The organism is Streptomyces sp. NPDC002640 (assembly GCF_053592575.1).
This window is the reverse complement of the sequence record NZ_JBSFVZ010000012.1, coordinates 163698-175410: the sequence shown is the minus strand read 5'-3', so window position 1 is coordinate 175410 and position 11713 is coordinate 163698. Positions and strand designations below refer to the sequence as shown.

Here is an 11713-nt window from a genome sequence, read left to right as displayed (position 1 = left end):
GCCGACGGAGGACAGAGAATGACCGAGCCCCTGGGGATCCGCATCGAGGGGGTCCACTTCGGCTATCCGGCCCGCCCCGTGCTGCGGGGCGTCGATCTGACCGTCGCGCCGGGGGAGCTGACCGCCCTGGTCGGCCTCAACGGCTGCGGGAAGTCGACCCTGCTGCGGCTGGCGGCCGGTCTGCTGCGGCCGGAACGGGGGCGCGTGCTGCTCGGCGGCGACGACGTCGCCCGGCTGTCCCGGCGGGCCACCGCCCGCCGGGCCGCCCTGCTGCACCAGTCCTCGCCCGCCGTGCCCGGCATGACCGTGCGTCACCTGGTCCGTCAGGGACGGTACGCGGCGCGCGGGCCGCTGGGCATGCTGCGCGAGGGCGACGACCCGGTCGTGCGCCGCGCGCTGCGGGACGTCGGGGTGGAGGACTGGGCCGACCGCGACGTCGACGCCCTCTCCGGGGGCGAGCGGCAGCGGGTCCGGCTCGCGATGGCGCTCGCCCAGGACACCCGCGTCCTGCTGCTCGACGAGCCGACCACCTACCTGGACCTGCACCACCAGCTCGACGTGCTGCAGACGGTGGTCCGGCTGCGCGAGGAGCGCGGCCTGACCGTGGTGATGGTGCTGCACGACCTCGCCCACGCGGCCCGCTTCGCGGAGCGCATCGTCGCCCTGCGGGACGGCCGGGTGGCGGCGGACGGACCGCCCCGACAGGTCGTCACCCCGGGCCTGCTGGCAGACGTGTTGAGGGTGGCCGGCCGGGTGGGCCGTGATCCGCAGGGGGGGTGGCCGGTGTGTTACCCAGATCACCCTCTGCCCTCTAGAATATGAAAATCATATTCATCTAGAGTTCGTGACGCGGCGCTCACCCGAACGCCGCGTCTCCCCGGAACAGAAGGAGAACTCATGGACAACGAGTCGGTCTTCGCCCCCATCGCGGACCCGGGCCAGCTGGCCCACGACTCCGCCTCCCACTCCAACGCGCTCGTCGAGAACCCCTTCGACGACACCGAGGAGTAACCGAGGGCCCCACCCCTCGACCGTGGGTCCGTCCGGCTCCGTCCGGGCGGGCCCACGCCCCGTCCCGCAACCCGTCCGTCAGGAGGTCGCCGTGTTCCGCAGCCGACTCGCACCCGGTGTCGAGGTCTTTCCCGTCCCCGGGCGGGGCCTCGCCCTGCGCACCGACTCAGGGGAGTTCCTGAGCGTCAGGACCGCGGCAGCCGACCACGCCGCCCTCCTGTCCCTGCTCTCCGGCAGCACCGACACACCGACGGACGCCGAACTGGACCGGCTCCTGGAGGCGTTCGGGGAAGCCGGTTATCTGGCCGAGCACTCGCCGGAACCGGCAAGCTCCCGGTGGCCCGCCGCCCGCCGCGCGGTCCGTCTCCTGGGCGACCCGGTCCTCACGGAACTGCTCGCCGCCTGCCTGGCCGGACTGGGCGCCGAGCCCAGGACCGACCCGCCCGCCGCGGACTCCGCCGCTTCGCCGGCCACCCTCGGCGATCTGCTGCACGGTGAACCCGCCGCCGTCGTGTGGTGCCTCGACGGACCCGTGCCCGACGGCCTGTGGGACGCGGCGGACCTGCTGCCCGAGCACGGTGTCGCCTGGCTCCGCTGCCACCGCGAGGGCCGGCAGGCGTACGTCGAACCGCTCGCCGCCGCCCCCGGGGACGTGACGTCCGCGCACGTACGCCTCCGGCGGCTCGCCGCCACCCCCGCCCACCGGGAACTGGCGGCCTACTGGAGCGGACCCCGCACGTCGGGCGCCACGGACGGACTCACCGGACCCGCGGCCGGGCTGCTCACCTCCCTGCTGGCCGACGACCTCGTCCGGTGGGCCACCGGCGCCGACGCCCCCGGCCCGGCGGGGCTCCCGGCACGACGCCGTCTGCGGAAGATCGACCTGCGTACCCTCACCGTCACCGAACACCCCGTGCTGCCCGTGCCGGACGTCGCGCCCATGCCGGGGAAGGACGGATGAGGCGGACCGGCGCGGCCGTCGGCCGGCTCGCCACCGACGTGGTCCTCCCCGCCGGGGACGGCCCGTTTCCCGCCGTCCTGATCCGCACCCCCTACGACCGGACCCGGCACCTGCCCGAGGCCCGCGGCTGGGCCCGCCACGGGTTCGCCGCCGTGGTCCAGGACGTACGGGGCCGGTTCGGGTCGGCGGCAGAGCGGCAGGCGGGAGAGCGGCGGGTGGGAGAGTGGCGGGCGGGGGAGTGGCGGCCGTACACGCACGAACTCGCCGACGGCACGCGGACCTCCCGCTGGATCCGCCGTCAGCCGTGGAGCGACGGGCGGATCGTCGCCGCCGGCGCCTCGTACGCCGCCCACTGCGCCCTCGTCCTCGCCCTGGAGGCGCCCGACGACGCCCGCCCCGACGCCGTTCTCGTCGCCGTCCCCGCCCTCGGAGCCGCCGAGACCGCGCGCGAACCCTCCGGGGTGGAGCGGCTGTCGGCCCGTGCCGGATGGTGGGCCGCACACGGCGACCGGCCGGACTCCGACGAGACGGCCCTCGCCGCAGCGCTCGCCGCGGACCCCGGGCTGCTCACCCACCTGCCCCTCGTCACCCTGCCCGAGCGGCTGGGGCGGGAGCTGCCCTCGTGGCCCGGGCTGTGGCGCGAGCGCGACCGGGGGCGCCCGGTGACCCGGGCGGCCGGGGCCACGACACCCCTGCTCGCGGTGGGGGGCCTCCACGACCACTTCGCGGACGACACCTTCGCCCTCTGGCACGCCTGGGGAGGGCCCTCGGCGCGGCTGCTCATGGGCCCCTGGGGGCACGGCCTCACCGCCGAGCCCGGCCCCGGCGCCGAACCCGCGCACCGGGTGAACCTGGGCGAGCTCTACGTCCGCTGGGCCCGCCGCGCCCTCGCCGGCGACCTCGCCCCCGGGCGCCAGGGGGCGCTGGCACTCGGCGGCGCCGATCGGTGGCTGCCCGCCACCACCGAGGGCGCACCGTACACGCCGGAGCTGATCCCGCTGCGCGGTTCCGCCTTCACCGCCGACCCCCGCCACCCGGTCCGCTCGGACGACCTCGCCGTTCCCCGTGAAGGGCCCCTCGACCGCTGTCTGTTCGCCACCCGGCCTCTGCCCGGCACCCTCGACGTGGTGGGAGCGGCACGGGTGCGCCTGCGGGGCACCGCCGACACCCCGTCCGCCGACTGGGCGGCCCGCCTCGTGGCCCTCCTCCCCGAAGGGAACGCCGAACGGCTCGCCGTCGGCATCGTCCGGCGACACCAACCGCCCGGCGTCGAGTGCGAGTTCACCGTCGAGCTCGGCCGGCTCGCCCGCCGCCTCCCGGCCGGGACCCGGCTGCGCCTGGAGATCGCCGGCCACCACTTCCCCGCCCACGCCCGCAATCCCCACACCGGGGAGGACCCCGTCACGGCGGTACGGCTGATCGGCTCCCGCCGGGAGATCGCCCCCGCCGGCGTGCGACTCGACCTGTGCGTCCTCCCGTCCCCACCCACCCCCGTCGACCCGGCCATGGAGGTCCTGCGATGACGGCGCTGCCGTTGGAAGCCCTCGTCGACCCTGTCTGCGGCATCGTCCGCAAGGTCAAGCCCGTCGAGCACCCGGCGGGAGCCCCGCCCCGCTACACCGCGCTCACCGCCGAGATGTCCGACGCCCGCAGGCTCGGCCTCTGGCCCGCCGACCGGGTCTCCCTCGGCACCACCTTCGGCGACCCGGAGGGCGCCCGCGTCGCGGCGATAGCGGAGGGCGTGGAGCGCTACTGCGGCAACCGGCTGCCGCCCCCGCATCACCCGCTCGCCCCGCTGCGCGCCACCGCCGCCCGGCTCGCGGACAGGGGACTGCGGTTGTACGGGCCGGCCGACCTGCCCGCCTACGCCCCGTGGCAGTACTCCCGCCCCCGGTTCCCCTACCGTCCCCTCACCGACGACACCCCGGCCCTGTGGACCCGCGGCCTCGAGCGCCTGCCCGACGGCACGACCACCGAGGTCTGGGCTCCCGTGGCGCTTACCCACCTCAACTGGCGCCAGGGAGAGCTGCGTTCACTGCCCCGCACCCACCACCTCAACTACGCGGGCATAGCCACCGGCCAGGGCATCGACGACGCCGCGGAACGAGGGCTGCTGGAGATCGTCGAACGGGACGCCCTGGAACTGTGGTGGCATCTCGACGGACCCGCCCGCGGCATCGACCCGGCCAGTGTCCCCGGCCTCGCCGACGACCTCGCCGGGTGCGCACTCGACGTGCACCTCGTCGAGATGCCCTCCGAGTTCGCCCCCTGCATGGCGGCACTCGTGCACGACCCGCGTCTCGGCCTGTACGCGGCGGGCTTCGCCTGCAAGTACGACCCGGCCGAGGCCGCCCGCAAGGCCGTGCTGGAGGCCGTCCACACCTGGGTGTTCACCCAGGGCCTCACCGATCCCGACGGCTGGGTGTTCCAGGCCGTCGACGCCGGCCTGCTCGCCCGCGGCCTCTACCTCGACCACCGCGCCGACAACCGCTACCTCGACGACTGCGGGGAGCAGTTCGAGCACGTACGGGACCTCGGCGCCCACGTACAGGTGTGGCTGGACCCGCGGATGGCCGCCGAAGCCCGGCGCTTCACCGAGCCCGCGCTCGGCACCGTGCCCGTCGACGCCGTCCGGCCGACCGACCGGGAGCGGCTGGAGCGCACCCTCCACGAGCGGGGTCACCGGATCATGACCTTCGACCTCACCACCGAGGACGTGGCCGAGACGCCGCTGCGCGTGGCCCGCGTCCTCGTCTCCGGACTGCTCCCCAACGCCCCCGCCGCCTTCGGCTACTTCGGCTGCCCCCGCCTCGCCGACGCCGCCGTCGGACGGGGCTGGCGCACCACCGCGCCCGCGGCCCCGGAGGACTTCACGCTGGCCCCGCCGCCCCACATGTGAGGAACCGCCACCCGTGGACCACTGCCCCGACGACGGCCCGGCCGACCTGGTCACGGCCCTCGCCGCCGCCCGCTCCGCCCAGATCCCCGGACCCCGGACACCGGCCGGCTCCGCGGTCCGTGCCTGGCCGGGACCACCGGTTCCGCTGACTGCTTCCGCCGGTGCCGGTGCCGGTGCCGGGTCCCGGTCCGGTGCGGGGTCCGGGTCCCGGTCCGGTGCCGGGGACCTGGACGTGGGGACACTGCTGCGGTTGTCCCTGGCCGCCGCGGACAAGGCCGGACGCCTCCGACCGGTGCCCTCCGCCGGTGCGCTGCACCCGGTGGACACCGTGGTGACGGTGGGCGCCGGCTGCTCCCTGCCGCCCGGCCGTTACGGCTACGACCCACTGCGCCACCGCGCACACCGCCTCGGCCGGCACACCGGCGGCACCCGGCCGGGCCTGACCGCGGAGCTGTCCGTCACCGTGCGGCGCACCGCCTCCCAGTACGGCCACCGCGCCTGGCCGCTGCTCCTCCTGGACACCGGCCACGCCGCAGCCGCCCTCGTCCTGGCCGCCCGCGCCCTGGGCGCCGGAGAGCCCGTGGCCCGGCTGCACGGGCTCACCGGGCAGCCGGACCACGGGCTCGCCGAGGTGTACATCCCCCCACCGGGAACCCCCGCCGTCGGCGGCTCCCGCGTGCCCTCGCCCACCGAGCTCCTGGCCCGTCGCAGCGCGCCGCCGCCACTGCGGGGCGTCCCGTCCGAGGACGCGCTGCGGGCGGTCCTCGCCACCGCCGTCCGGGAGGGCGGCGACCTTCGCTGGTGCGCCGCCGTCGGCACGCCCAGGCCCGGCCTGCTCGAACTCGCCCCCGACGGCCGCGCGCTACGCCGCCTCGCCACCGGGGAGGCGCGCCCGGCACTGGCCGCCTGGGCCGCCGGACAGGCGTGGATCGCGGAGGCGGGCGCCGTCCTCCTCGCGTACGGCTGCCCCACCGACGCCGACGCCCCGCACATCCGCCGCACCCACCTGCGCGCCGGGTTCGCCGTCCACCACGCCCATCTCACCGCCCTGCGACACCAGTTGGCCGCCCGCCCCGTCGGCTCCTGGCAGCAGGCGGACCTGGGCGCCGCGCTCGGCGGCGCCCCCGGCCGCGACTGGATCGTCCACGGCATGGCCCTCGGCACCCGCCACGCCGACGAGGAGAACACCACATGATCGTCCACCCGGAACTGCGCCGCGCCGCACGGCACGCACGACGCCCCCTGCTCATGGCCACCCTCCTGCAGGGCGCGGTCACCCTCACCCACCTGACCCAGGCCGTCCTGCTGGCGGTGGCCCTGGCCGGCCTGGCGCGCGGCGACACGGCCCGCCTCCCCTGGCTGCTCGCCGCCGTACTCGCCGTCGTCGCCGTCCGCGCCGCACTGGCCGTCACACAGCGGCGCACCGCCACCCGCGCCGGATCCGCGGTACGGGTCGCCCTGCGCGACGAACTCCTCGACCGGCTCGGCAGGCTGGGACCCGCACACCTGACGACGGCCCGCGCCGGCGCCGTCCGCACCACCCTGGTCGACGGGGTGGAAGGCGTCGACACGTACGTCTCGCGCTACCTGCCCCAGCTCCTGATCACCCTCACCGTGCCGCCCCTGGTCCTGACCGTCCTGGCCGTCGTCGAGCCGGTGACACTGCTCGGCCTGGTACCCGCCCTGCTGCTGGCACTGGCCGGTCCGCGCGCCTGGGACCGGCTCCTCCTGGCGCGCGGGAAGGACCACTGGGACACGTACGAAGGTCTGGGCGCCGACTACCTGGAGGCCCTGCAGGGGATGCCCGCCCTGCGGGCCGCCGGGGCGGTGGGCCGCACCCGGGAACGCCTGGAGCGCCGCTCGGCGGACCTGCACCGGGCGACCGTCGCCAAGCTGCGCCTCTCCCTCGTCGACACCGGCATCACCGACCTGGCCATCCAGGGCGGTACCGTTGCCGCGGGTGTCCTCGCCGCCTGGTCGGCCGTCACCGGGTCCACCACGGCGGCCGGCACCTACCTGGTGCTGCTGCTGGCCTCCGAGTGCTTCCGGCCGGTCCGCGACCTGGCCCGGGAGTGGCACGCCGGCTACCTCGGAGCGTCCGCGGCGGACGGACTCGCGCACCTGCGTACCGCCGAGCCCTCCGTCCGCGACACCGGAACCGAGGCCGCGCACTGGACGGCGCCACCGGAACTCCGCTTCGAGGACGTCGCCTTCACCTACGACGGCGCGCCCTCGCCCGCCCTCCGGGGCGTCTCCTTCACCGCGCCCGGAGGCCGCACGACGGCGATCGTCGGCCCTTCCGGCGCGGGAAAGTCCACACTCGTCTCCCTCCTCCTGCGGCACCACGACCCGCGGCAGGGCCGCGTCCTCCTGGACGGGCGGCCCGCGACCCGGTACACCCTCGACTCCCTGCGCCGGGGCATCGCCGTGGTCTCCCAGGAGACCTACCTCTTCCACGCCACCATCGCCGACAACCTCCGGCTGGCCCGGCCGGACGCCACCGACGACCTCCTCGAGGACGCCGCCCGCGTCGCGGGCGTCCACGACGAGATCACCGCCCTCCCCGACGGCTACGCCACCGTCCTCGGCGAGCGCGGGGCCACCCTCTCCGGCGGGCAGCGCCAGCGGCTCGCCCTCGCGCGCGCCCTGCTCGCCGACGCCCGGGTGCTGGTCCTCGACGAGGCCACCAGCTCCGTGGACGAGCGCCGTGAGTCGGACATCGTCCGGGAACTGCTGACCGCGGCGGGGGGCCGGACCGTCCTGGTGGTCGCCCACCGGCTCGCCGCCGTCCGACACGCCGACCGCATCGTGGTGCTCGACGGGGGACAGGTGGACGCGGTCGGTGACCACACCGGCCTGATCGAGGCCGGAGGCGTCTACGCACAGCTCGTCCAGGCCGGCCGGACCCGCCGAGGAGAGATCGCCGCATGACCAGCACCGCCGACACCCGCAGCACCTCCGACACCCGCAGCACCTCCGACACCCGCAGCACCTCCGACACCTGCAACGCCGCCGACCCCCGCGGCACTGCCGACACCACTGGCACTGCCGACCCCCGCAGCGTCGCCGACTCCCACGGCGCCGCCGGACACACGGCTGCGCCGCCGCGTGGTGCCCTCCGCGCGTTGCTCCCCGCCCTCGCCGCCCACCGTGGCACGGCGGCCCGGACCTGTCTCGCCGCACTGCTCGAACACGCCTCGCTGGTGGCCCTGGTGACGCTCGTCGCGCACACCGTCGGCGCGGCCGTCATCGAGGGCCGGGCGCCCTCGGCGACGACGGTCGTGTGCCTGATCGCCCTGGCCGTCGCGCGCGCCCTGACGACATGGCGGGAGATGGACCTCTCGCACGACCTCGCCTACCGCGTGCTGGCCGTCCTGCGCGTACGGGTCTTCGACGGGCTCGCCCGGAGCGCCCCCGCCCGGGTCGCCGGCCGCCGCAGTGGCGACCTCGCCGCCACCGCCATGGCCGACGTGGAGGCGCTGGAGTTCTTCTACGCCCACACCACGGCCCAACTGCTGGCGTCCGGAACGGTGTTCGCCGGTGGTACCGCCCTTCTCGCCTCCGTCGACCCCTGGCTGCCGGCTGCCGTTCTCCCGGCGGCCGTGCTGCTGGCGGTGGCGCCCTTCGCGGAGATGCGCCGGCGTGCGGAGCGGGGCGCCCGGACCCGGACCGCCCTCGCGAAGCTGTCCGCCGACACGGTGGAGGCCGTCGACGGGCTGCGCGAACTCCTCGCCTTCGGTGCCCTGGGCGAACACCGCCGCAGGCTGGCCGGACGGGGGCGGCAGGTGGGGTCCGCCCAGAGCGCCGAGGCCACCGGGGAAGCCGTCGCCGCCGCGGTCCGCGACCTGCTCATCGTGGGCGCCGTCCTCGGGGTGGTGGCCGCGGCCGCCCAGTCCGTGGCCGGTGGCCGGCTCCACGGGGCGTGGGCCCCGGCGGCGATGACGCTGGCCCTGTCGTTGCTCGGCCCGGTCGCCGAATCGGCCCGTGCGCTGAGTCAGGCCGTGGCCCTGCGCGCCGCGGCCGCCAGGGTCGACGCGGCGGTCAAGGCCCCCGCCCTCGCTCCGGGGCCCGCGGCCCCTCGCCCGCTGCCGCCCGGCCCGCTGGGGATACGGATGCGTGACGTGAGCTTCGACTACGGCGCGGGGTCCGTACTGGACGGCCTGGACCTGACCGTCCCGCCGGGCCGGACCCTCGCCCTGGTCGGCGCCTCGGGAGCCGGCAAGTCGACCTGCGCCCATCTGCTGGCCCGCTTCTGGGACCCGTCCCGGGGGACGGTCCAGCTGACACCGGCCGACGGCGACGACCCCGTCGACCTCCGCGACGTGAGCGATCCCGACCTGCGCGCGGCGGTCGCCCTCGTGGGGCAGGAGGCGCCGCTGTTCCACGGCACACTCGCCGAGAACCTGCGGCTCGCGGCGCCCGACGCGGACGACGGCCTGCTCCGGCGGACGGCGCGGCTGTGCGGGGTCGACCGGATCGCCCCGCTCGACACCCTGGTCGGTGAGCGGGGCGCCACGCTCTCCGGAGGGCAGCGCGCCCGCATCGCCCTGGCGCGGGCGCTGCTGGCCAGGCCGAGGATCCTGGTCCTGGACGAGTCCACCGCACACCTCGACAACGCGAGCGACGCCGCCCTCGCCGCCGCCCTCCGCACGGAGAACCGCACCACGGTCGTCATCGCGCACCGCGCGGCCACCATCCGCAGGGCCGACCGCATCGCCGTCCTCGCAGGTGGACGCGTCGTCGAGGAGGGCTCCTGGGACGAGTTGTCGACGCGTCCGGACAGCGCCCTCAACCGGGTCCTCGCCTCCGACGCGGCGAACGGCCCGGACGGGGCCCGGGCGAGGTAGGCCGTCCGGCCATGGGCGCGGCGAACGGCCCGGCACGTCGAGTTCCGATGTCCGCCGGAGCGAACCGGAGCAAAGCGGTGCCGGTCAGGGCGTGGGCGGAGCACCGGGCGCGGGATGTGCTTCCCAGGCCTCGGCCAGGCTGCTGTGGAGGGGGAAGATGCTGTCGGTGCCGGTGAGGGTGAGCAGGCGCAGCATCTGCGGGGGCGGCGCGGCCAGGACGAGCTGCCCGCCGGTGTCCTGGGCGTGTCGGCGCAGGCGCAGGAGGGTGTTGAGGCCGGAGGAGTCGCAGAAGGTGACGCCTGTCAGGTCCAGGATGACGGTGGGGTGCTCGCTGAGCGCGTTCTCGACACCGCGGCCGAGTGCTGCCGCGGTGGTCAGGTCGAGTGGGCCGGTCACGGTGAGGGCGGCTGTCCGTCCGCGGGTGTCGGTGAGGTCGACCTTCAAGGCGGAGTTCACGGTCGGCTGTCCCCCTCCTTCGAGGTCGGCAGATCGCTGGCGGGCAGCCCGGCCAGGATGGCCGCCGGTTCGGTGTTCTCCAAGGCGGGACCGAGCCATTCGCACATCATGACGGTGGCGTCGTCCTGGAGGTCGCCGTGGTGGTAGTCGAGGACGGCCTGGACCAGGCGGCGCAGGGTTTCGGGGACGGGCAGGCCGTCGGCGTGCCGGCGGATGAGGAAGTCGGTGAAGCGTTGCAGGCCGAACTCCTCGTCGCCGTGGCCGCGGGCTTCGGTGATGCCGTCGGTGTAGAGGACGATGCGGTCCCCGGGCTCGAGCTGTTCGCGGCAGACATGGCTGGGCAGCCCCAGGCCGGTTCCCATGGGATGGGCCGGTCGGCACTTGAGGTGGCTGACCCACCGGTGGCTCCGGATGATCACGGGCGGGTGATGGCCGCGGTTGACCCAGCTCAGCATGCCGGTGCGGGTGTCGAGGGTGGCGAGGATGCCGGTGACGTACCGCCGGTGGTCGTACTGCTCGATCAGAGCCTGCTCGACGGCCTCGCCCTTGGCGGCGAGGCCGGCTCCCCGGCGGCGGGCGCTGCGGCAGGCCCCGAGCGCCAGGGCTCCGCACAGCCCGGCGGCGGCGTCGTGTCCCATCGCGTCGAAGAGCGTCAGATGCACCAGAGGGCCGTCGATGGCGTACTCGAACACGTCGCCGCTGATCCGGTAGGCCATTTCCATCGAGGCGGACACCACCACCCGCCCGTCGGCGTAGGTGCGCGGAGGCATCAGGTTCCAGGCCATCTCCGCCCCGATGTCCATCGGCTCGGTCCGCGTCAGGCGGGCGAGGGTGTCGCTGGAGGTGCGCTTGGAGACGATGAGCAGCGCCAGCAGCGCGGCGAGACGGGCCACGTCCTCGCGGGCCCGCGCATCGTCGTACGCGGAGCGCAGCCGCAGCATGCCCAGACGCTCGGTACCGTCCACCACGGGCACCCACCATCCGGGACCTGCCGCCTCCTGCGGTGGAGCCGACGTGATGCGGCCGTACTGGTAGGCCCATCCGGCGGCCGTGCCCTCGATACGGATGACCTGTTCCGCGTCCGGGGGTGTCTCACCCGCTCCGGGCAGCAGACGCAGCTGCCGGCGCCGGACGTCGGCGACATAGATGCGCAGGTCGGTGAAACCGGCGGCGCCGGCGTGTTCGGCGGCCGTCTGCGGCAGCGCGTCCAGGGGCATCAGGTGGCTGGCCGCCAGCAGACCTGCGAGCATCGCCCGCCCACCCGCCTCACGGTCCGTATCCACAGCCTTTCCTCTCGTCGCCCCACAACGGCCCGAGCCGCTCTCGTACCCCGGCGGTCCCACCGCACCACACGGCAGCCGCCGCTGCCAGCGGGGCAAGCTGTTCGGCCCTTCGGCGCCCTGGTGGCTCGACCGGTGAGCGCGCCGAAGCGGCCTGCCTCCTCGCCGCGTCCGTCGCTTGGTCCAGACCATTGACCCTCGGCCGGACGCGCTCCTAGCATGACCGGCACAGCGGTGGCCGGAAATCGCGGCCGCCGTG

At 75.7% G+C, this 11713-nt stretch carries 10 protein-coding genes; 8 read left to right on the top strand and 2 right to left on the bottom strand.

Annotated elements, in window-relative coordinates:
- The first annotated feature begins 18 nt into the window (after nucleotides 1-18).
- From ACWD3O_RS18190 to ACWD3O_RS18155, 8 genes are all read left to right on the top strand, one after another.
- Complete coding sequence (locus tag ACWD3O_RS18190) at nucleotides 19-822, top strand: ABC transporter ATP-binding protein (protein WP_451412572.1); 804 nt, start codon at nucleotides 19-21, stop codon at nucleotides 820-822.
- Between the two features lie 75 nt (nucleotides 823-897).
- Entirely contained in the window at nucleotides 898-1011 is a 114-nt protein-coding gene (gene amiA, locus ACWD3O_RS18185) for a streptamidine family RiPP (protein ID WP_257231356.1), read from the top strand.
- Nucleotides 1012-1102: 91 nt separating this feature from the next.
- The gene (locus ACWD3O_RS18180; RefSeq protein ID WP_451416536.1) at nucleotides 1103-1972 is read left to right on the top strand and encodes a hypothetical protein; all 870 of its coding nucleotides are present in this window, start codon (nucleotides 1103-1105) and stop codon (nucleotides 1970-1972) included.
- Nucleotides 1969-3495, top strand: a complete 1527-nt coding sequence (locus ACWD3O_RS18175; RefSeq protein ID WP_451412574.1) for a CocE/NonD family hydrolase — start codon at nucleotides 1969-1971, stop codon at nucleotides 3493-3495. Before ACWD3O_RS18180 ends, ACWD3O_RS18175 begins: the two co-directional genes overlap by 4 nt.
- A complete protein-coding gene (locus ACWD3O_RS18170) occupies nucleotides 3492-4871 on the top strand; it encodes a YcaO-like family protein (RefSeq protein WP_451416535.1) in 1380 nt (459 codons plus the stop codon). The genes ACWD3O_RS18175 and ACWD3O_RS18170 overlap by 4 nt, the downstream gene beginning before the upstream one ends.
- Before the next feature lie 13 nt (nucleotides 4872-4884).
- Nucleotides 4885-6066, top strand: coding sequence for a SagB/ThcOx family dehydrogenase (locus ACWD3O_RS18165; protein WP_451416534.1), 1182 nt, complete (start codon nucleotides 4885-4887; stop codon nucleotides 6064-6066).
- Nucleotides 6063-7802, top strand: a complete 1740-nt coding sequence (locus ACWD3O_RS18160) for an ABC transporter ATP-binding protein/permease (RefSeq protein WP_451416533.1) — start codon at nucleotides 6063-6065, stop codon at nucleotides 7800-7802. Before ACWD3O_RS18165 ends, ACWD3O_RS18160 begins: the two co-directional genes overlap by 4 nt.
- On the top strand, nucleotides 7799-9718 hold the full coding sequence (locus ACWD3O_RS18155; protein ID WP_451416532.1) for an ABC transporter ATP-binding protein: 1920 nt from the start codon (nucleotides 7799-7801) through the stop codon (nucleotides 9716-9718). The genes ACWD3O_RS18160 and ACWD3O_RS18155 overlap by 4 nt, the downstream gene beginning before the upstream one ends.
- Nucleotides 9719-9802: 84 nt before the next feature.
- Here ACWD3O_RS18155 and ACWD3O_RS18150 read toward each other — a convergent pair whose 3' ends face one another.
- Together ACWD3O_RS18150 and ACWD3O_RS18145 are read right to left on the bottom strand one after the other, a co-directional pair.
- The gene (locus ACWD3O_RS18150) at nucleotides 9803-10174 is read right to left on the bottom strand and encodes an STAS domain-containing protein (RefSeq protein WP_451412579.1); all 372 of its coding nucleotides are present in this window, start codon (nucleotides 10172-10174) and stop codon (nucleotides 9803-9805) included.
- Entirely contained in the window at nucleotides 10171-11424 is a 1254-nt protein-coding gene (locus tag ACWD3O_RS18145; RefSeq protein ID WP_451412613.1) for a PP2C family protein-serine/threonine phosphatase, read from the bottom strand. Before ACWD3O_RS18145 ends, ACWD3O_RS18150 begins: the two co-directional genes overlap by 4 nt.
- Nucleotides 11425-11713 lie beyond the last annotated feature (289 nt).